Origin of the sequence: Streptomyces sp. CB02261, assembly GCF_001905665.1 — a bacterium.
Taxonomy (GTDB): Bacteria; Actinomycetota; Actinomycetes; order Streptomycetales; family Streptomycetaceae; genus Streptomyces.
Genome location: NZ_LIVX01000004.1, coordinates 878,719 through 898,554 on the forward strand (window position 1 = coordinate 878,719; position 19,836 = coordinate 898,554).

The window sequence follows — 19,836 nt, forward strand, 5'->3', positions numbered from 1 at the left end:
GTGCGGGCGGACACCGGGTGGGGGGAGAGGACTCAGCCGACCTGGCCGAACCTCCATCGCCGGCCGTGGAATCCCGGCTGCTTGATCAGGTTCCACTCGACGGTGCCCTCGGGACCGCGGTTCGCGTTCTCCTGGTTCGCGTCGGGCCCGTAGCCGGCGGTGGAGATCCAGCCCGTCTTCGGGTCGGCCGCGAAGCGGAAGCTGTTGCGGAAGCCCATGGCGTAGATCTCGGGCCGGGTCTTGGCGGTGCCGGGCGCGAGCAGGTTGCCCGCGGGGATCGTGGAGCCGCCGGCGGCCTCGGTGTGGACGCGCAGGAGCTTGCCGCGCAGGTCGTTGGTGTTGCCGGACGAGCGCTGGGCGTCGAACCTCTCGCGGCCCGGCCGCTCGTCGATGGGCGAGTAGCCGCTCGAGTGGAACGGGTCGGTGTCGTCGCTTTTCACGGTGAACCGGGTGACCCGGCCTTCGACAGGCTCAGCGGGTCGCGTACGAGCGCCTGGGAGCCGCTCCGTCCACCCAGCCACAGCTGCTCGGGGTTCTCCTGGTCGAAGGCGAGACTTCCGGCGGCGGCGGACACCTCCAGGAAGAGGCGGTTCTTGCGGCCCGGTGCGACCTGGCTGACGGCGACCGAACCGAGCGCCCCGGAGGCGGTGGCGAACTGCACGGTGGCGAGGTCCTCGGTGAGGACCGGCCCGCCGCCCATGCGCCGCGGCACGACCACCGAGGTCTGGGCGCAGAGCCTGGTGATCCGATCCCCGGTCACGAACTCGACGAGGTCGAACCCGTGCGAGCCGATGTCACCGATGGTGCGTCCGGGACCGCCCTGCTCGGGATCCACCCGCCGGCCCTCCGTGGCGTTCGCCAGGTCCGCTCCCGCGACGCCCACTAAGCGGGCGCCGGCCTGTCGCGCGGCGCGGGCGTGGATCCGGCCGATGAAGCCAGTTCCAACGATCCCTACCCTCACTTCCGCCGACTGTCGTCGTATAGCGAGCATGTTTCGGAGCGTAGGGATGACTTATGACGGGCGTCAAGCATAAGTACGCCGAGAGTTATGATTAGTGGATACCGACCAGTCGTCACACCGACGGGGATGGAGACAGGGAGTTGACCAACGAACCGGCAGGCGCCGGCGCCCTTCTGGCGATCCTGAGGGACGGCCGCGCCCGCACGCGCACCGAACTCGTGCAGCTCACCGGCCTCGCCAGGTCGACCGTGACCCAGCGGCTCGACGCCCTGGCGGACCAGCAGTGGATCCGGCCGACGGACGACGCGATCTTCTCGGGCGGCAGGCCGGCGGTGGCCTTCTCCTTCAACTCCGAGGCGCGGACGGTCCTCGCCGCCGACCTCGGGGTCACGCACGCGCGGATCGCCGTCACGGACCTCGCCGGACGGGTGCTCGCCGAACGCGGCCGCGACATCAAGATCACGGAAGGCCCGGAGCGGGTCCTTGGCCGGCTCGTCGACGAGTTCACGGAACTGCTGACCGAGGCGGGGCGTGCCCTCACGGATGTGTGCGGCGTCGGTATCGGCCTCCCCGGACCCGTCGAGCACACATCGGGCCGGCCCGTGAATCCGCCGATCATGCCGGGCTGGGACGGCTTCGACGTGCCCGGCTGGCTCGCCCCCCGCCTCGGCGCACCCGTCCTGGTGGACAACGACGTCAACATCATGGCCCTCGGCGAACACTGGGCCGCCAGTCCCGAGGTCGAGCACCTCCTCTTCGTGAAGGTCGGCACCGGGATCGGGTGCGGCATCATCACGGAACACCGCCTCCATCGGGGCGCCCAGGGTGCCGCCGGCGACATCGGGCACATCCGGGTGGCCGGGGCCGGGAACGAGCCCTGCCGCTGCGGGAACACCGGCTGCCTCGAAGCGGTCGCCGGCGGCGGCGCCCTCGCCGCTCACCTCCGGGACTCGGGCCTCGACGCCGCGGACGGCCGGGACGTGGTCGCCCTCGTCCGCGCCGGCAACCCGGCCGCGATCCAGATGATCCGCCAGGCGGGCCGCGACATCGGTGACGTCCTGGCCGCGCTGGTGAACTTCTTCAACCCCGGAGTGATCATCATCGGCGGCGACATCTCGGAAGCCGGAGAGCATCTGCTCGCCGGGGTGCGCGAGGTCATCTACAGCCGCTCCCTCCCGCTGGCCACCCAGCACCTCTCCATCCGGGGACGGGAACTCGGCGACCGCGCCGGCGTGATCGGGGCCGCCGTCATGGTCATCGAGCACACCCTCAGCCCGGCGGCGGTCGACCGGGCCATCGCGACCTCGGACCTGCGGGAGCTCACGCCTTCCTGAGGGGGACGAGGACGCGCCGCTTCCCGACTCCCGCGCCGACGCTCCGGGTAGTGGCCCGCGAGACCCCGCGCGGGGTGTTGGCATAAGCGTCCCGGGCCGACGCCCGGCACCCGCACGCGTCCTACGGAGACCGTCGGGCACGCGCCCAGGTGAGCTGCTCCGCGGCGCTGTTCAGGAGCATGTCGAGGACGACGGGGTACGCGCTGTGGGTCATCCGCCCCGCGAGCAGGCCCGCGGTGGCCGCGATGTTCGGGTGGGTGTCGGCCGGCAGCCGGGCGTAGGTGGAGCTCCACATCTCCTCGTCCGCCGCCCTCGCCTCGTCCGTCAGGGCCAGCGATCCGGCGTCCAGGGCGGCGAAGGCCAGACTGAGGTCGATGAAGGCGTGGTAGACGACGACCGCGTCCGCGTCCGGGAAGCCCGCGCCGCGCAGGATGCCGAGGATCGTCTCGTCGACCGCGATCTCCCGCGGCCGGCCGGTGACCCGGCTCGCGGTCAGGACGGCCGCCTCGGGATGGGTCAGGTAGGACGCGTGGACGGCCAGGCCCAGGGCCCGCAGGTCGGTCCGCCACTCCCCGGTGGCCGTCCAGGTGTCCAGCGCCCGCCCCATCAGCTCCTCACCGATGGCCCTGGTCAGGTCGTCCAGTCCGGCGAAGTACCGGTAGAGGGTGCTGGGATCGGCGCCGAGGGCCGCGCCCAGCCTGCGGGCCGTCAGGCCGCTGCTCCCGTGCTCCCGGAGCATCCTCAGCGCGGTCCGCACGATCAGCTTCTCGGACAGCACCGTGCCCTGCCGCGTCGGCCGGCGCCTGCGGCGCTCGCTCTCCGGCACCACCGGCTTTCCCATGGCGCTCGCCTCCCAGCTCCGTCCAGTGGACCTTATGCCAACGCCATTGACCTTAACCTCCGGCGTCCCGTTGCATCGGTCCAGGCCCGGAGACGCCCGTTTCCGGTGACGAAAGGTGTGTGACATGCGAGTACTTCTCGTGGGCGCGGGCGGCGTGGGCACGGCCGTCACCCGGATCGCGGCCCGCCGCGACTTCCTGACCCACATGGTCGTCGCGGACTACGACCTGGCGCGCGCCGAGGCGGCGGTCGCGGCGGTCGGCGACCACGGGCACCGGTTCAGCGCCAGGCGCCTGGACGCCTCCGACGAGGACGCGGTACGCAAGGTGCTCGCCGAGGAGCGGTGCGACGCCCTGCTCAACGCGACCGATCCGCGCTTCGTGATGCCGCTGTTCCACGCGGCCCGAGCGGCGGGCACCCACTATCTCGACATGGCGATGTCCCTGTCCGCGCCGCACGCCACCCATCCGTACGAGCGGTGCGGGGTCAAGCTCGGCGACGCGCAGTTCGAGCAGGCCGGCCTGTGGCAGGAGTCCGGACGGCTCGCCCTGGTCGGCATGGGCGTGGAGCCCGGTCTCTCGGACGTGTTCGCCCGGTACGCGGCGGACGAGCTCTTCGACGAGATCGAGGAGATCGGCATCCGCGACGGAGCCGACCTGACCGTCGAGGGCTACGACTTCGCCCCGTCCTTCAACATCTGGACGACCATCGAGGAGTGCCTCAACCCCCCGGTGGTGTACGAGAAGGACCGCGGCTGGTTCACCACCGCCCCGTTCAGCGAACCGGAGGTCTTCGACTTCCCCGAGGGCATCGGCCCGGTCGAGTGCGTCAACGTCGAGCATGAGGAGGTCCTGCTCGTCCCGCGCTGGGTCGACGCCCGCCGGGTGACGTTCAAGTACGGCCTCGGCGACGACTTCATCGCCAAGCTCAAGACGCTCCACGAGCTCGGCCTGGACTCCACCGAGAAGGTGACCGTCCCCTCGGAACACGGTCCCGTCGAGGTCTCCCCGCGTGACGTGGTCGCCGCCTGCCTGCCCGACCCGGCCACCCTGGGCGACCGTATGACCGGCAAGACCTGTGCGGGCACCTGGGTCAAGGGCACCAAGGACGGCTCGCCGCGCGAGGTCTACCTGTACCACGTCGTCGACAACCAGTGGTCCATGCGGGAGTACGGGTCCCAGGCGGTGGTGTGGCAGACCGCCGTCAACCCGGTCGTCGCCCTCGAACTCGTCGCGGGCGGGGCCTGGTCGGCGAGCGGCGTCCTCGGTCCCGAGGCCCTGCCGCCCCGCCCCTTCCTCGACCTGCTCACCGCGTACGGCTCGCCGTGGGGCATGCGCGAGGGCGGCTGACGGACCTCCCCGAACAGGGCTGGGAAAAGTCGAGTGCAGCGGTGTGAACCGTCCCCGCCGGGCAACAAGCTGGGTCAGCTCGAAGCCATGGGCCCCGGACGTGCCCGAAGGGAGAAGAGGACATGTCCCCTGACATCTGGACCTTTTCGGAGACCGCGGTCCACGCGGCCGACGGCGATCTGACGGGATACAAGGTCGAAGCGACGGACGGAGGCATCGGCAAGGTCGACAAGCACTCGGCCGACGTGGGCCGCTGCCACCTGGTCGTGGACACCGGGCCGTGGATCCTCGGCAGGCAGGTCGTGATCCCGGCCGGCGTCGTCACCGCCGTCGACCGGCCGACGGAGACCGTGTTCGTGGGCTGCACCAAGGAGCAGATCGAGAACGCGCCGGAGTACGTGCCCGAAGCGTCCGACGGTTCGGACGCGTCCGGCCCGCACAAGATGAAGTTCGCCGACTACTACCTGGCGTTCTTCCGGTAGACGCCGCAGGCACCGTTCGACCACAGGAGGGTTTCATGTCCGCACTGTTGACCCGCATCAAGCGATTCAGCCGCAGCCCCCAGGGCCGCCGGGCCATGGCGTCGGTGCGCCGCGCCGCCGCCGACCCCAGGAAGCGGTCCCAGGCGCGTCGCCTCCTCGGCAGACTGCGCGGCGGCCACCGCTGACGACGGACCCCGCCACATGCCTGTGGGCCCGGCCTCGGCCGGGCCCACAGGCATGTGGCGGCAAGATCACCCCGGGGGGGGGTCTTGTCGATCAGGCCGGCTGGCGGGAGGCCGGCGGCTGGAAGCAGGCGGTGACGTCCTTCCCCCGGGGGCAGCGGCGGGTCTGCCAGTCGTCGGCGAGGGCGTCGAGCAGGAGCAGCCCGCGTCCCCCGAGTGCTCCCTCGTCCGCGTGCCGCGGCTTCGGCAACTGGGCCGAGTTGTCGTGCACGGTGACGTGCAGACATTCCTCGTCCCAGGTCAGGATGAGCTGGGCGGCGCTGTGCGCGTGGAGATGGGCGTTGGTGACCAGCTCGGAAACGGCCAGCACCACCGAGTCCACCAGATCCGGCGCCGTACGCGCCCAGCCGAGTGCCACCAGATGCTCGCGCGTCCAATCCCTCGCCGCCTTCACGCCGCTGTTGACGGGCAGCGAGCGCGCCCACCCGACAGCCCTCATGGACGGGTCCTGCGTCATGTGCCCTCCTCCGGCCGACCACCACGTTCCTCCGCTCGTCTGCCCGGCGAAACGGGACGGAACCCCGAACGGAGGACGCCGCCTCCCGCGCCGCGCACGGTTGAGGCTGCGGGCGGCAGCGGTCCGACGACAGGACGGACCGACGATCGGAACGTACGGCCGGTGGGCAGCGGATAGTGATATCGAAGTCACGCCGGTCAAGATGGAGTTGACGATCATCGCGGAATCTTGACGCCGTCGTTTCCGTCACTTCACGCCCGCGCCGCGTAGAAGGCGATTCAGGGGTGAGAAGCGGAGCGACGACCCTTTCTCGACGCCGGAAGCCGGAGAGACCAGTGCCCCAGCCCCGCTCAGCGCCGCTGCCTCCTGCGCAGACCCTCAGCCACAGCATGACCATGGAACTTCTCACCGCGGACCTCCCGGTCGAGATCGACGCCACCCTCACCTACACCTCCCGCGCCCCCTACACCCTGTGCCTCGCCCTGCGGCTCCTGGAGGCCGACCCCGTCGTCTGGCACCTCGACAGGGAGATGGTGCTCACGGGCTCGTACGCCCCCACCGGCGCGGGCGAACTCCAGCTGTGGCCCGCCGTCGGCGACGGGCTCCTGCTCCGCCTGGGAGCTCCCGGACGCTGCGCCACCCTGCGGGGCGACCGCGACCAACTCACCGGCTTCGTACGCCGGTCGTTCCTCGTGGTCCCGCCGGGCACCGAAAGCCGGCACATCGACTGGCAGCCGCTGCTCGACACGCTCAGCAGCTGACCGACGGCGCGTCTCCTCGACCGGGGGATCCCGCGAGCCGTGACGAGGCTCGCGGCGCCGGCGGTCGTAGGGTCGGGAGCACTTCCCGAGGAGGACCTCCGATGCGCAGAGTGACCTATGCGATGAACGTCTCACTCGACGGTTACATCGTCGGGCCGGACGGCGGCTTCGACTGGTCGGAACCGGACGAGGAGGTCTTCCGCTTCTGGATCGACGAGATCCGGGACGTCGGCGTGCACCTGCTCGGTCGGCGGCTGTACGAGACGATGCTGTACTGGGAGAACGTCGACCAGGATGCCTCGCTCGACGACTCCACGCGCGAGTGGATCGCGCTCTGGAACCCGCTTCCGAAGGTGGTCTTCTCCACCACGCTGTCGACGGTGCAGGGCCATGCCCGCCTCGCCTCCGGCGGTCTGACGGAGGAGATCGAGCGCCTGCGGGCCGAGCCGGGGGAGGGCGACATCGCGATCGGCGGCGCGACGCTCGCCGCCGAGGCGGCGGAGGCGGGCCTGATCGACGAGTACCGCGCCATGGTCTACCCGGTGCTGGTCGGCGGTGGCATCCCGTTCTTTCCCCGGCAGGAGCGGCGGGTGGACCTGGAACTCGTCGAGACCCGCACCTTCAGTTCGCGCTTCGTCTACCTCCGCCACCGCGTGGCGCGCCCGAGCACGCCGTAGCGGCCCGGCGAAGGTCACCGGGCCGCTCTCCTCGTCGCACGTTCAGTTCGCCAGCTCGTCGGCCACCTCCTTCACCGCGTCCAGCGATCCCGCCAGCGCCTCCCGCGACGCGGCGCGGGCGCGGCGCAGCCGCTCGTATCCGTATCCGGCGAAGCTCACGGCGCCGATGCCGTATGCGGCAGCCAGCGCCCCGGAGACCCGCTGCGCGGGCCACACTCGCTCCATCGCCCGAACCGCCGCCTCGTGCGCGGCCAGGACGGCGAGCAGTCCGAGCACCCCGCCCGCACCGAGAGCAGCCGTGCCCCGCCGCCCCTCGGACGCGGCGGCCGCCAGCTCCGCCTTCACGTCGTCGATGTCCTCACGGACGATATCGATCACCTCGCGTGACAATGCCTGCATGGGTTCCCGGTACCCCTGACGCCTCCGTGTACGCGAATCTCCTCGTGGCCGGGGTGGGCACCCGCCCGCCGCCGACCGTCGCGGCGCCTCCCGAAAAACCCGCTGCGGCATCGAACGACCGTGATCTACGCTGGCGGAGATGAAGAACTTCTCCTCGAACCGATGGGGGGACTCGTTCGCACAAGGTGAGTGCTGATGGCACATCACTTCGCGAACGAGATTCCGACCCGCCTTCTGATGTGGCAGCGCGTGCGTGCGTACGCCGTGCCACCGTCCATGATCGAGACCGCGACCGCACGACGTGCGGTCGGTGACTGGGCGGGGGCCTGCGCCGCCGCCCGGACCGACGTCGACTTCGATCTGCGCGCCGTGGCCGACCGCCACGGCACCGATCTCACCGCCCGGCTCCGTGCCGACCTGCGCCGCCTGGCGCCGGACCTGCTCCGCTGGCACATGCCACGGATCGCCCCCGACGGGCGGCTCCGGCCCGGCCTCACCCTGACTCTGGCCCGATACGGGCATTCCGGCGCAGCGCCGCTGAGTCTGGTCGTGCGGACCCCACCGGCCTGGGCCGACGCCGGACAACGGATGTCGCTCGCGGTCTGGGAGGGACGTGGAAACCCTGCGCGCGGGCGCCCTGCCCACAGCCATCCCCACCCCTGTCCCGAACCGCGTTTCCGGTTCGACCTGCACCGGCACCTCTGGGACGCGACGCGGAGCGACGACCTGGCGCGGCGTTCCGGAGCCGACCGACCCGACGTCACCGGCGCGTCCACCGCACTCAACCCGCCCGGAGCGTGCGCCGCGCTCGGCGAGCCACGCCTCCAGGACGGCCCGTGGGCGGTCGACCGGTGGGCGGCCGAGGCCGAGGCGCTGCTGCGGGCCGAGGGCGTCCCTCCTCGCGGCGGGCGCGGGGCCTTCACCGTACGGCTCGGGGCGGGACGCCGTGCCGTGCTCGAACTCGTCGCTCCCGACGACAGCCACGCCCCGACCCTCAGGCCGCTGCGGACGACGTTGCCGCCGCAGCAGGTGGCCGCGCTCCCGGTGCTGCCGGACGCGGCGGCCCGGACCCTGCCCGACCTGGAGCTGCTGCGCGCGGGGCTGATCACGGCCGAGCGGCTGCACCCTCTCGTCGCCAGGGCTCTGGCGGCGCCCGCCTCCGCGGGGGCGTCCGGCGGGGAGGGCGCCTCCAGCCCGGCACCGACGGGCGGCCCCCTCTCCGTGACCGGTGACCCGCACCGGGTGGAGTGCAGGGGCGAGGTCCACCGGATCGCCCTGAGGGACGGAATGCTGTCGGCGGTCGACCACGACCAGGTCACCCTGCGCCGTGAGGAGCTGCTCGTGGCCCTCGGCGGGCCGGCGCTCCCCTGCCTGCGGGCGATCGACGCGGTGCACCGCGCCCCGGAGGCCCTGCCCGCCGTCCGGGAGCGGCTCCGCCACGGTGACGTCGCCGGGGCCCTGGCCGTCGTCGAGGGGCTCCTCGGCCCCGCCGCCGTCCTGCGCGACGGTCCCCTCCGGGAGGAACTGGTGGCCGCCGCGGCCCGGCGCATCGACCACGGCCTCTTCCGCGCGGGACTGGTCGCCGAGCACCCCGCCGCCGGTGCGCGGGCGGACGCGGCAGGTGGCAGCGGCGCGTCACGAGCGGCGTCCGCGGGGAGCCGTCGTCCCCGCCTCGACCGCCGGACCCCGTCCGTGATCCGCAGCAAACGCACCAGCCGATTCCGTCCCCGTACGGGCGTGTACCGGTGACCTGCTCCGCCCCCTGAACACCCTTGCGCGTAGCGCGGCGTGTCGAGCGCTCTCGTCACCCCGCTTCCCACTCCACGACCTCCGGGACGGGCGACCGCCCCGTTCCCTTCCTCCCCTCAGGTGATGCCTCATGACGTCCAGCACCCTCATGCCCACCCCCGCCCGTGTTCCCGTCCCGGCGGCCGCCGCTCCCGCATCAGCCACCGCGGCCGACGCGCCCGACGCCGACGCCGACGCCGGCACCGGCGCCCGCCTCGCCCTGGCCGACGACCTCCTCGGGCTCCTGCGCACGACGACGACCGAACCGCGCCCCGACGAACAGCTCGAAGCGCTCACCCTGGCCGTCGCCGCCGACCTGCCCGTCCTGCTCTGGGGCGAACCGGGCATCGGCAAGACCGCCGCCCTGACCCAGCTCGCCACCTCCCTCGACCTGCCGCTGACGACCGTCATCGCCAGCGTCCACGAGCCGTCCGACTTCTCCGGACTGCCGATCGTGGGCGAGGACCCCGCGGTCCAGGGGGTACCGATGGCGCCGCCGCAGTGGGCCGTGGAACTCGTACGCGCCGGGCGGGGCCTGCTCTTCCTGGACGAGCTCTCCACCGCCACCCCCGCCGTGCAGGCCGCGCTCCTCCGGGTCGTCCTGGAGCGCAGGGTCGGCGCGCTGCAACTTCCGCCCGGTGTGAGGATCGTGGCCGCCGCCAACCCGCCCCGGTCGGCGGCGGACGGATGGGAGCTGAGCCCCCCGCTGGCCAACCGGTTCGTGCATCTGCACTGGGTGCACGACCGCGAGGTGGTGGTGCGCGGACTGGGCGGGGTCTGGCCGCGGGCGGAGCTGCCCCGGCTGGCCCCGGAACGGCTGCCGGAAGCGGTGGCCTTCGCCCGTCGCGCGGTCTGCGGCTTCCTGCGGGCCCGGCCGACGCTGATCCACCGACTGCCGACCACCGAGACACGCCGCGGGAGCGCCTGGCCCTCGCCCCGGAGCTGGGAGGCCGCGTTGACCCTGCTGGCCTTCGGGACGGCGGCCTCCGTCTCTCGGGAGGTGCTGGCGCTGCTGGTGCGAGGAGCGGTGGGGGACGGCCCGGGACTCGAACTCCTCGCCCATCTCGACCGCATGGACCTGCCCGACCCCGAGGCGCTGCTGGCCGATCCCGCCGCCGCCGAACTGCCCGAGCGCGGCGATCTGCGCCAGGCGGCGCTGGAGGCGGTGGTGGCCGCCGTCGGCGCGCGCCCGGAGCGAGCGCGGTGGGAGGCGGCCTGGGCCGTACTGGTCCGGGCCCTGGAGACCGGCACCCCGGACCTGCTCGTGGTCCCGGCGACCGCGCTCGCCGCGGTGCGCCGCGACGACTGGGAGATCCCGGAGACCGTGGAACGGCTGGCCGGGGTGGTCGGACTCGCCCGGCGCGCGGACCGGTCGGTGGAACGTGTCGCCGCCGCGGCCGACGCCGCGCGGCGGACGGGAGCGCGCCGATGACCGCCGCCGCGCGGCCCTCGGCGCCGTACCGGAAAGGCCCGCTCCCGCTGCCCCGCCCGATGGCCCCGCCCCCGCCGCCCCGCCCGGTGCGGGCCACCGTCCCTCCGCCGCCCGGCTCCGTCGGCTCGTCCGGCCGGCCCAGACTCCCGCTGGACATGGACAAGTTGCTGGCGGCGCGCCTGCACGCGGTGAAGGTACGCCCCTATCTCGCGGGCGCCCTCTTCGCACTGCACGTGGTGGAGGACCGGTCGGTGCCGACGATGGCGGTGGACGCGTACTGGCGCTGCTACGTCTCCCCGGGCTTCGTCGCGTCCACTCCGGTGGAGGAGCTGGCGGGCGTCTGGGTGCACGAGGTCTCCCACCTGCTCCGGGACCACCACGGCCGGGGCGAGCGGTACGCGAAGGAGCACGGCGAGCACGGGCCGGGGGAACGGCTGCGACGGAACATCGCCGCCGACTTCGAGATCAACGACGACATCTACGGCGACGGTCTGCCCCGGCCGGCCGGGGCGGTCCTGCCCTCCATGCTGCGGCTGCCCGACGGGCTGCTGATGGAGGAGTACCTTCGGCGGGCGTCGATGTCCGGGCTCGCCACCGACCTGGCCTGGCTGGACTGCGGCAGCGGCGCGGACGGCCACGAGCGGCCGTGGGAGCTGGGTCCCGACGGAGCGCACGCGCTGAGCCGACAGCAGCGGGACGCGGTGCGCTTCCGGGTCGCGGAGGGCATCAAGGGCCGGCCCGGCGACGCGCCGGACGGGTGGCGCCGCTGGGCGGAGGAGGCGTTCCACCCGCCGCAGCCGTGGCGACGCCTGCTGGGGGCCGCGATCCGCTCGGCGGCGGGAGCGCCGGGAGTGGGGGAGAACCACAGCTACCGGCGCCCCTCCCGCCGCTCCGCCAGTGTCCCGCGGGTGGTGCTGCCGAGCCTGCGCCGCATGCCTCCGAGGGTGTGCGTGGTCATCGACACCTCCGGCTCGGTCAGTGACGCCGAACTGGGCAGCGCGCTCCTGGAGGTGGCGGCGATCTCACGGGCGGTGGGCGGGCGGCGCGACCTGGTCTCGGTGATCTCCTGCGACGCGGCGGCCGGTGTCGCGGTGCCGCTCTGCCGCGCGGAGAACATCCCGCTGGTCGGCGGTGGCGGGACGGACCTGCGCTCGGGCTTCACGCGGGCGCTCCGCACCCGGCCGCGCCCGGATGTCATCGTCGTCCTCACGGACGGTCAGACGCCCTGGCCCTCCGCGCAGCCGCCCTGCCGCACCGTCGTCGGGCTGTTCCCCCGCCCGGTCGGTGGGATGGACGAGGAGGACCCCGACCACGTCCCCGACACACCGCCCGCCTGGGCACGTGTCGTCACCCTCGCCTGAGCCGTGACCGCCGAAGGGCGGGTCACGGCGTCCGACCCGGCCGGAGGCGCGTGGGCCGCGCCTCCGGGCGGGCCATGACGGTCCGGTGATCCTCAGGGCTTCCGGTGGACCGTCAGGCCGACTCGTTGGAGGCGGCCTTCACGGGCTCCTGCTCCTTCCCGGCCCCGGCGGCCTCCCCGGAACCGGCGGCCTTCGTGGGGTCGGTGACCTTCACGGGTTCCGTCCCGGCGACGCTGTGCCGCTCGGCCCAGGCCTCCAGGGCCGTGCGGCAGGCGTGGTCGAGGTGGTGCAGACCGGACAGGTCGACCACGACCGGCCGATCCTGGGGGAGCGCCTCCAGGCTGTCGAGTATCTTCGGCAGCCGCAGGAAGGTCGCGTTGCCCGACAGGTACGCCTGGATCGGGCCCGCTCCCTTGTCTATGACCTCCAGCTTGATGTGCGACGTCTCCCAGGCGGTCTTGACCACGGACAGGGCCAGTCCGATCAGCACGCCCTCGAACATGTTCACCGTGACGATCGCCGCCGCGGTGACCACCAGGATCAGCGCCTCGCCCCGGTGCCCCCGCCACAGCGACACGACACCGCGGAAGGGGATCAGCTTCCAGCCCGCGTGGACCAGGACGCCGGCGAGCGCGGGCAGCGGGATCAGCGCCAGCGCCCCCGGCAGCAGCGCCGCGAACAGCAGCAGCCACACGCCGTGCAGCACCCGGGACGCCTTGGTCCTGGCGCCCGCGGCCACGTTGGCGGAGCTCCGCACGATGACCGCGGTCATCGGCAGGGCCCCGAGCACACCGCAGACCGTGTTGCCCGCGCCCTGCGCCATGAGCTCCTGGTCGTACCGGGTGCGCGGACCGTCGTGCAGCCGGTCCACCGCGGCGGCGCTGAACAGGCTCTCGGCGGAGGCGATCAGGGCGAAGGCGATGATCGTGCCGATCACCGCCGGGTCGGCCAGGGCGCCGAAGGCCTCGGCGCCGGGCAGCTGGACGGAGCCGAGCAGACCGTTGACCTCGACACTGGCCACCGGCAGGCCGAACGCCTGGGTGACCACCGTGGCCAGGAGCACCGCGGCCAGTGCGCCCGGCACCGTCCGGGCCTTCTTCGGCAGCTTCTTCCACAGCACCAGTACGGCTATGGTGCCCGCGCCGACAGCGAGCGAGGCCAGGGCCCCGGTGCTGCCGAACGCGTCGGCGGCGGCTCCGGGCAGCCCCAGGATCTTGTCGGTGCCGGAGGCGGGGGCCTTCAGGCCGGCCGCTGCGTACAGCTGACCGGCGATGATCACCAGTCCGATACCGGCCAGCATGCCCTCGACGACGGAGACGGAGATCGCCCGGAACCAGCGCCCCAGCCGCAGGGCGCCCATGGCGAGCTGGATCAGCCCCGTGGCCAGCACGATCACACCGAGCACGGATAGCCCGAACTCGCTGACGGCCTCGAACACCAGCACGGTCAGGCCGGCGGCCGGCCCGGACACCTGCAGGCTGCTGCCGCGCATCAGACCGGTGACGATGCCGCCCACGATGCCGGTGACCAGTCCCAGTTCGGCCGGGACGCCGGAGGCGACGGCGACGCCCACGCACAGGGGGAGAGCGACGAGGAACACCACGAGCGAGGCGGTGAAGTCCTGTCGTAAGAAGGGGAAGCGGTTCATGGCTCCGCCCTCACAGCGCTTCGAAGGAGTCGGTGTCCGCGCGGTGCTCGCGTACGGCTCCGGTGTGCACCTCGTAGTACCAGCCGTGGAGGCTGAGCCGCCCCGACGCCAGCCGCGTGCCGACGCAGGGGTAGGAACGCAGCCGCAGCAGCTGCGTCAGGACGTGGTGCTGCACGGCCTCGGACACGGTCGGGTCGGCCGGGTCCGCGCACTTGGGCTCCTCGGCGGCGTGCGCGAGCCAGTCACGCACCGCGGGGACGGCGTCCAGGTCGTCGCCGCGCACCACCGCACCCACGGCGCCGCAGTGCGAGTGGCCGCAGACCACGATGTGCTCGACGCCGAGTACCTCGACGGCGTACTCGATGGTGGCGGCCTCGCCGGTGGGGGTGCCGGAGGCGTAGGGCGGGACGATGTTGCCCGCCGTACGCAGCTCGAACAGCTGGCCGGGCCGGGCGCCTGTGATCAGGGCGGGTACGACCCGCGAGTCGGCGCAGGTGATGAACAGGACCTCGGGGGACTGGCCTTCGGCCAGCCGGGCGAACTCCTCAGGGCGCTGTCCGAACGTCCGGGCGTTGTCGATGAGGGGTTGCATGGCGTGGTGGCTCCTCCTGGCGCGTCATGGGGGACGCGTCGGGTCTTCGGGTCAGGTGTGTGGGGTGGGGCGGGGGCGGCTCCGCCGGTCAGCAGCGGAACACCTGAAGTGCGGTGAGGGAGCGGGCTCCCGACGATCTCGCCGGGTGGCGCTCCGCGGAACCGGGTGTGCCCGGTCGGGGCGCGGCCGCGGCGCGGCGGGGCGGTATCGGCCGCTCGGACGCCGGAGGGTTGTCGGTGGTGCGCTGCCGGTCGCGGGTGCGCAGGGGGCCGGTCGGGTCGCCCGGTGCCTCGGCGTCGCGGCAGACGACGGTCTCGTCGTACGCCACCGCCCCGGAGGGCTTCGTTCCGAAGGGAGCCTTGGCCACGACATGACGAGCTGTGTGTGCAGATGCGAAGGAGGGGAGGGAGGTGAGGAGCTGGAGGGCGGCCAGGACCGGGGCGAGGATCGCCACCGCGGTCCAGGCTGTCACGGCTCGCCGCATATGCCTCCGTCCAGGGGAGTTCGCAATGTCTAAGGGAAACCAACGGCTGGTCAACGGTCAGTCAAGAACGACCATAACTCGGCAAAGGCGTTTGCAGGGTTAACCGAACGTTACGGGTGGGAGCGAGCCCGAAAATCTGCGTTATGTTGACGCGCATCGGCTCTTGAAGGGGCGACGTCGACCGTGTATGCGCGCGGTCGGGACGGGGACGTCGGCGCGGAGTGCGGGTAGGGAGGCCGTATGCAGACTTTTCTTCCGTTTCCGGACTTCACGGAGTCGGCCAGGGCGCTGGACCCCCGACGGCTCGGCAAACAGCGGGTCGAGGCGTTGCAGGTGTTCCGTGGGCTGACCGTCCCCGGATACGGCTGGCGCAGACACCCGGCGGTCCGGATGTGGACCGGCTACGAGGAGGCGCTCGTGCGGTACGGGTTGGACATGTGCCGGGTCTGGACGAGCGAGGGCCGCGCCGACACGTGTGCGGTGACCCTGGTCGACGACTTCCGGGCCCTGCGTCCCGAGGCGGTCGTGCGCTCCCAGCGGCAGCTCGCCCGAGGCGGTGAGGTACCGCCCTGGATCGGCGACCCCGCGTTTCACCGGAGCCACCAGTCGGCTCTGGTGCGGAAGGACCCGGAGTTCTACCGGGACCGTTTCCCCGGGGTGCCGGACGACCTGCCCTACGTCTGGCCCCCGTCCGACCGCGACCCGGAGGTGGCCCCCGGCTGAGCCGCGCCCGGGAACGACGAGGCCGGCCCCGGCGAGAAGAGCCGAGGCCGGCGAGGTGACTGTCGCTATCGGCTCACCAGGTGACCGGCCGCCCGCCGAAGGCCGTGACGAGGCGGCCGTCCGAGGCGTAGGACCAGCTCAGGGCTCCGGCGTACGAGGAGCAGCGGCTGCCGTTCGCACCGGACCAGAACTGGTTCGAGGTGTCGACGTCACCGATGGTCCGGTCGTTCGTCCCGCTGCCGGAGCGGCAGGAGGTGTTGCTCCGGAACACCGACGTACCCGCGTCGAACGAGAAGTTCCGCTGGGCGTTGTCGACGCTGATGTTGCCGGTGATCGTCATCCTGCCCGGGTTGCTGTTGTACGTGAACCCGTGCTTGCCGTTGTGGAAGGCGATCGTGCGCCGGACCACGTGGTCGACGCCGATGTCCTCGCCGCCGAGCTTGAAGCCGTTGCGGTCGCCGGCGCCGGCCTGGGATCCGTCGCTGAGGGTGCCGTTGTCGTAGGCGAGGGAGTCCTCGATCGTCACCACCCCGATCGGGCCGGTGTCGGTCTTGGTGTACAGGTCCCAGCCGTCGTCGATGTTGTGGTGGGCCACGGCGTAGCGGAAGACGTTGCCGCCGCCGACGGTGAGCTTCGCGGCGAAGCCGTCGGCGTCCTCTCCGTCCGAGTCGGCGTTGTCGTGCGACTCCGCGCTCAGGACGAGGTTGTTCGAGGGCCACTGCTCGCGGGGCGTGGTGGAGGCGATGCGGGAGAGCTGGAGCCCGGTGTCGCGGTTGAAGCGGGTCACCGTGCGCTCGATGACGTTGTCGCTGCCGCCGACGAAGATCCCGTTGTCACCGGCCCGTTCGACGACGACGCCGTTGACGTGCCAGTACGAGCCGTTGAGGGCCAGGCCGCGGTTGGCCGGGTCCTCGGTCATGGCCGAGAAGTTCAGCACCGGGGTCTCGCCCGGGTAGGCGTAGAGCTTCTTCCGCGCGCTCGCCGTGCCGTTGTTGCCGGGCGGCACCGTGATCGTCGTGGAGTGGCGGTACGTGCCGCCCCGGAGGTAGATCGTCCCGCCGGCCGCGACGCGGCTGATCGCGGAGGTGAGCGTCGTGGGGTCGGACTGCGTACCGGACGCGCTGTCCGTGCCGTTGGGGGCGACGTACAGCGCGCCGCCCGCCGGCGGCGGCGTGCCGTCGGCCGTCGTGACGTTCAGGGAGTCGATGTTGGGCAGGCCCCCGGACGCGGTGGGGTTGAGCCGGATGGTGTTGCTGCCGGCGTTCAGGGTCACGGTGAGGGTCTTGGTGACCCAGGTCGACCAGGCGCCCGTGGCTTCGAAGGTGGGTGTCTGCACGGTGGTCCCGTTGACGACGAGACCGGTCGGACGTGCGGTGGTGGTGCCGTTGGCGAACCGGACGGCCAGCGTCGCCGTCCCGGCGGCGGGGGCGTTCACGGTGAACTGCGCGTAGGCGCCGGTGGCGTTGGTGCCGTTGCAGAAGCCGCTGCCGGTGTACCCGGCCCAGTCGGAGTCGATGGTGCCGGTGCAGACGGCGGGGGAGGCCTCGGCCTCGTACAGGGAGGAGGCGGCGTGCGCCGGACTCAGGGACAGGGCGGCGAGCGTGCCCGCCACCAGGGTGACGCAGGCTGTGACGGATCGCAGGTGCATCTGGGGTCTCCAGGAGGGGGAGGGATGTCGTTCCGGGGACTGGATTAGAAAGCGCTTTCCAGGGACGCTAGGGGTGCCCTCGTGGAGGCGTCAATGGTCATGCAGCTGACTTTTGTTCAGATGACTGAACATGTGTGGGTGTTGAAGCTCGGCGTGGCAGCACTCGGCCCCGGACCTTCTCCGAGGTCCGGGGCCGAGTCCCGCCGTGCCTGAGGCGCCCCTCCGGTCAGGCGTCCCGCTCGCTGATGTTGACCATCCAGGTGATGCCGAAGCGGTCCGTGCACATGCCGAAGATGTCGCCCCACATCTGCTTCTCCAGCGGCACCGAGACCGTGCCGTCGGCGGAGAGCCTGTCCCAGTAGCCACGCAGTTCGGCGGCGTCCTCGCCGCTCAGGCTCACGGCGATGTCGTTGCCGGGGCGGTGCTCCATCCCGGGCGGGACGTCGCCGGCCATGAGCGTGAAGCCGCTGTCGGTCTCGAGCATGGCGTGCATGATCTTGTCGGCGGCGGCGTCACCGGCCTCCACGCCGCCGGACTCGCCGAAGGTGTGCAGCGCCAGGGTGCCGCCGAAGACGTCCTTGTAGAACTCCATGGCGCGCCGGGCGTCCCCGTCGTAGCTGATGTACGGATTGAGGCGAGAGGGCATGAGGCTTCCCATCGTGACGGAGTGTCAGGTCCGGGCAGCGTAGGCGAGAGGGTGCTTGAGGGCGGGGCGGCTCCCCGGCCGGCCGCCGTAAGTCGACCGGCCGGCGGAAGGGAGCGCCCCTCCCCGGCTACGGCTGGCCGTCGAGCCAGCTCAGCTTGTGCCCGTAGAGCACCCGCTGGCAGTAGTCCGTGCCCACCGGATCGGCGGTGTCCCGGTTCGCCGTGCAGTCGGCGGCCGCCCCCGGGCGATGCTCGGAGAGCGACCAGAGGCGGCCCGTACCGCGCTCGATGTAGAGGTCCTCGGGCCCGCGGGCGGTCTTGACGACCTGGCCGTCCTGGACCAGCGAGCCGTTGTTCCACGTGTAGCGCCAGAGGTTGCCCGGCTCGTCCGTGCCCTTCGACTCGTTCACGTACAGCGTGCCCTCGTGCGACGCCGCGCCCTGGGCGCCACCGTTGGCCAGGGGCAGGTAGTTGGCCCAGCCCTCCGCGGTCACGTCGGCCGAGCGACCCTCCAGGGCCGCGACCGGGAACGACGCGATGCGGCCGGTCGACGGGTAGCCACTCTCCGGCCGGCAGTACTCGCCCATGAGCAGGCGGTCGGGGGTGGTGCTGCGGTCCAGCGAGATGTAGGAGGCCTTCGGGGCGCCGGTGGAGACACAGGCGTACGAACCCTTGGGGTTGCTCTGGGTCGCCTTGAACTTCCACGCGGCGACCTGCGGCATCACATAGCGGTAGCCGAAGCTGTACCAGACGTTGTCGTGCCGGCCGACCTTCGTCTTGACCTCGACGTTGGAGGTGGTCTTCACGCCGTCGGTGTCGGTCCCCATCACGTCGTGCGTGGTGGGGTCGCCGTCCGGGTCCAGGTCCATGATGTAGCGCATGTCGAAGACGCGCAGGCCGTTGCGGGTGTCCGCGACGTAGAGGTAGTTCCCGTACCAGACGATCCCGCCGGCGTGGACGCCCTTCTGGATCGGGTACTCGGCGGCGTGCAGTCCGTCGAAGGAGACGTGGTCGGCGGAGTTCACGTACGTCCAGCCCAGCAGCACGTGCCGGTACTTGACCTCGGGGCTGCCGGTGGCCGGGTTGGTCCGGCTCTGGACGAAGGTGATGCGGACGCCCTTCTGGTTGCAGGCGTCGTTCGCCTCCAGCTCGGCGGTGGTGCAGTCGCCGGTCGCCGGGTTCGGGTCCGTCTCCCGGCCCGGGTCCCAGCCGTCGTACGAGGCGAACAGCTGGATGTTCCCGGCGTCGCCCCACAGCTCGTTGTCCTTGGCGTCGGAGACGCCGGTGATGCCCTGCGGGACCCACTCGCGCGAGACGGAGTCGTCGCTCTGCAGGCAGTACTTGATGTCGGGGTTCGGGGCGGTGCCGAACGAGTCACGGGAGCACCACGGCTCGACGGTGCGGTTCGCGCCGGCCAGCAGGTTCTGCACGCCGGACTTGGGCAGCACCGAGTCCAGTCGGGCGACCCGGGTGGTGGTCTCGGCGTTCAGCGCGCCGGGCGCCATCGTGAAGTCGCCGGGCGAGGCGGCGCCGCCGGGCGCGGTCCAGGCTCGGGTGGTGAGCGGCGAGGTGGTGCTCTCGGCGGTACGGGGCTCCTGGATCCAGGTCTCCGGAACGCTCGGGGTGACGTCCTCCGCCTGGGCCGGCGCCGTGAGGCCGGTGAACGCGAGCGAGGCCGCGGCAGCCGCCGTGAGCCAAGCGCGGTGGGTGCGCCTTGGGGGCATGTGGGGTGGTCTCCGTTGCTGAGGTGTCAGATAAGTCGAACGGAGGGTTCCAGAACGCCAGAGCGAAAAGCAAACCTGATCGCCTGGTCGGCAACGGGAGGCGCACAAGGTGCGGTTAAGTGCGAGTAGGGGGCATATCAACCGGTTCGGGCGTAGGCCGTGAAGAAATGTTCGCGGATGCTGTCACACCGTCGGGTGTCCCTCCGTCAGTGCTGTGAAGACGCCGGCCACGGCGACCCGGAACCGCGCGGCGGGACAAGCCGACGCGGCATCACCCCAGGAGAGCAGT

General features: G+C 72.2%; 20 protein-coding genes and 1 pseudogene. 10 read left to right on the top strand and 11 right to left on the bottom strand.

The annotated features are described in order from the left end of the window. Positions 1-62: 62 nt before the first annotated feature. Both AMK29_RS17250 and AMK29_RS17255 read right to left on the bottom strand, forming a co-directional pair. A pseudogene (locus AMK29_RS17250) lies at positions 63-446 on the bottom strand (PQQ-dependent sugar dehydrogenase); the annotation flags it as partial. Next, positions 437-991: a Gfo/Idh/MocA family protein gene (locus AMK29_RS17255; RefSeq protein WP_443334069.1), complete on the bottom strand. Its 555-nt coding sequence runs from the start codon at positions 989-991 to the stop codon at positions 437-439. The pseudogene AMK29_RS17250 and the gene AMK29_RS17255, both read right to left, overlap by 10 nt. A gap of 110 nt (positions 992-1,101) precedes the next feature. Between AMK29_RS17255 and AMK29_RS17260 the strand changes: the two genes are divergently transcribed. Next, positions 1,102-2,295: an ROK family protein gene (locus AMK29_RS17260; protein ID WP_073813686.1), complete on the top strand. Its 1,194-nt coding sequence runs from the start codon at positions 1,102-1,104 to the stop codon at positions 2,293-2,295. Between the two features lie 121 nt (positions 2,296-2,416). Here the strand turns inward: AMK29_RS17260 and AMK29_RS17265 are convergent, their stop codons facing one another. Further along, positions 2,417-3,136 carry a TetR/AcrR family transcriptional regulator gene (locus AMK29_RS17265; protein ID WP_073813688.1) on the bottom strand — a complete coding sequence of 240 codons (720 nt, stop codon included), beginning with the start codon at positions 3,134-3,136 and terminating at the stop codon, positions 2,417-2,419. 124 nt (positions 3,137-3,260) lie between these two features. On the opposite strand from AMK29_RS17265, the gene AMK29_RS17270 reads away from it, so the two are divergent. The 3 genes from AMK29_RS17270 to AMK29_RS36725 all read left to right on the top strand — a co-directional run bounded on the left by AMK29_RS17270 (position 3,261) and on the right by AMK29_RS36725 (position 5,151). Next, positions 3,261-4,484 (top strand): saccharopine dehydrogenase family protein, encoded by a 1,224-nt coding sequence (locus AMK29_RS17270; protein ID WP_073813690.1) that lies wholly within the window; start codon positions 3,261-3,263, stop codon positions 4,482-4,484. A 122-nt stretch (positions 4,485-4,606) separates the two neighbouring features. Beyond that, complete coding sequence (locus AMK29_RS17275; RefSeq protein WP_073813692.1) at positions 4,607-4,966, top strand: PRC domain containing protein; 360 nt, start codon at positions 4,607-4,609, stop codon at positions 4,964-4,966. Positions 4,967-5,001: 35 nt separating this feature from the next. Further along, complete coding sequence (locus tag AMK29_RS36725) at positions 5,002-5,151, top strand: hypothetical protein (protein WP_198942257.1); 150 nt, start codon at positions 5,002-5,004, stop codon at positions 5,149-5,151. A 91-nt stretch (positions 5,152-5,242) separates the two neighbouring features. Here AMK29_RS36725 and AMK29_RS17280 read toward each other — a convergent pair whose 3' ends face one another. Further along, the gene (locus AMK29_RS17280; RefSeq protein WP_073813694.1) at positions 5,243-5,665 is read right to left on the bottom strand and encodes an ATP-binding protein; all 423 of its coding nucleotides are present in this window, start codon (positions 5,663-5,665) and stop codon (positions 5,243-5,245) included. A 389-nt stretch (positions 5,666-6,054) separates the two neighbouring features. On the opposite strand from AMK29_RS17280, the gene AMK29_RS17285 reads away from it, so the two are divergent. Together AMK29_RS17285 and AMK29_RS17290 are read left to right on the top strand one after the other, a co-directional pair. Next, positions 6,055-6,426 carry an SsgA family sporulation/cell division regulator gene (locus tag AMK29_RS17285; protein WP_107422608.1) on the top strand — a complete coding sequence of 124 codons (372 nt, stop codon included), beginning with the start codon at positions 6,055-6,057 and terminating at the stop codon, positions 6,424-6,426. Between the two features lie 101 nt (positions 6,427-6,527). Further along, positions 6,528-7,103, top strand: a complete 576-nt coding sequence (locus tag AMK29_RS17290; protein WP_073813696.1) for a dihydrofolate reductase family protein — start codon at positions 6,528-6,530, stop codon at positions 7,101-7,103. Between the two features lie 42 nt (positions 7,104-7,145). Here the strand turns inward: AMK29_RS17290 and AMK29_RS37800 are convergent, their stop codons facing one another. After that, positions 7,146-7,706, bottom strand: a complete 561-nt coding sequence (locus AMK29_RS37800; protein WP_079196945.1) for a phage holin family protein — start codon at positions 7,704-7,706, stop codon at positions 7,146-7,148. Between AMK29_RS37800 and AMK29_RS17300 the strand changes: the two genes are divergently transcribed. From AMK29_RS17300 to AMK29_RS17310, 3 genes are all read left to right on the top strand, one after another. Continuing rightward, the gene (locus tag AMK29_RS17300; RefSeq protein ID WP_073813699.1) at positions 7,698-9,251 is read left to right on the top strand and encodes a hypothetical protein; all 1,554 of its coding nucleotides are present in this window, start codon (positions 7,698-7,700) and stop codon (positions 9,249-9,251) included. The two genes, AMK29_RS37800 and AMK29_RS17300, sit on opposite strands and share 9 nt — an antisense overlap. Before the next feature lie 130 nt (positions 9,252-9,381). Next, positions 9,382-10,722, top strand: coding sequence for an AAA family ATPase (locus AMK29_RS17305; protein ID WP_073813700.1), 1,341 nt, complete (start codon positions 9,382-9,384; stop codon positions 10,720-10,722). 155 nt (positions 10,723-10,877) lie between these two features. Continuing rightward, a complete protein-coding gene (locus AMK29_RS17310; RefSeq protein ID WP_073813906.1) occupies positions 10,878-12,083 on the top strand; it encodes a vWA domain-containing protein in 1,206 nt (401 codons plus the stop codon). A 112-nt stretch (positions 12,084-12,195) separates the two neighbouring features. Here the strand turns inward: AMK29_RS17310 and AMK29_RS17315 are convergent, their stop codons facing one another. The 3 genes from AMK29_RS17315 to AMK29_RS17325 all read right to left on the bottom strand — a co-directional run bounded on the left by AMK29_RS17315 (position 12,196) and on the right by AMK29_RS17325 (position 14,795). After that, entirely contained in the window at positions 12,196-13,731 is a 1,536-nt protein-coding gene (locus AMK29_RS17315) for a SulP family inorganic anion transporter (protein WP_079196921.1), read from the bottom strand. 10 nt (positions 13,732-13,741) lie between these two features. After that, complete coding sequence (locus tag AMK29_RS17320) at positions 13,742-14,323, bottom strand: carbonic anhydrase (protein ID WP_073813701.1); 582 nt, start codon at positions 14,321-14,323, stop codon at positions 13,742-13,744. Positions 14,324-14,411: 88 nt separating this feature from the next. Then, complete coding sequence (locus tag AMK29_RS17325; protein ID WP_241845424.1) at positions 14,412-14,795, bottom strand: hypothetical protein; 384 nt, start codon at positions 14,793-14,795, stop codon at positions 14,412-14,414. Positions 14,796-15,047: 252 nt separating this feature from the next. On the opposite strand from AMK29_RS17325, the gene AMK29_RS17330 reads away from it, so the two are divergent. Beyond that, a complete protein-coding gene (locus AMK29_RS17330) occupies positions 15,048-15,530 on the top strand; it encodes an MSMEG_6728 family protein (RefSeq protein ID WP_073813704.1) in 483 nt (160 codons plus the stop codon). A gap of 73 nt (positions 15,531-15,603) precedes the next feature. Here the strand turns inward: AMK29_RS17330 and AMK29_RS17335 are convergent, their stop codons facing one another. The 3 genes from AMK29_RS17335 to AMK29_RS17345 all read right to left on the bottom strand — a co-directional run bounded on the left by AMK29_RS17335 (position 15,604) and on the right by AMK29_RS17345 (position 19,547). Then, positions 15,604-17,178 carry a carbohydrate-binding protein gene (locus AMK29_RS17335; RefSeq protein ID WP_073813705.1) on the bottom strand — a complete coding sequence of 525 codons (1,575 nt, stop codon included), beginning with the start codon at positions 17,176-17,178 and terminating at the stop codon, positions 15,604-15,606. Positions 17,179-17,404: 226 nt separating this feature from the next. Continuing rightward, positions 17,405-17,824: a VOC family protein gene (locus AMK29_RS17340; protein WP_073813707.1), complete on the bottom strand. Its 420-nt coding sequence runs from the start codon at positions 17,822-17,824 to the stop codon at positions 17,405-17,407. A 127-nt stretch (positions 17,825-17,951) separates the two neighbouring features. Beyond that, positions 17,952-19,547: a hypothetical protein gene (locus AMK29_RS17345; RefSeq protein ID WP_073813708.1), complete on the bottom strand. Its 1,596-nt coding sequence runs from the start codon at positions 19,545-19,547 to the stop codon at positions 17,952-17,954. Between the last annotated feature and the right edge of the window lie 289 nt (positions 19,548-19,836).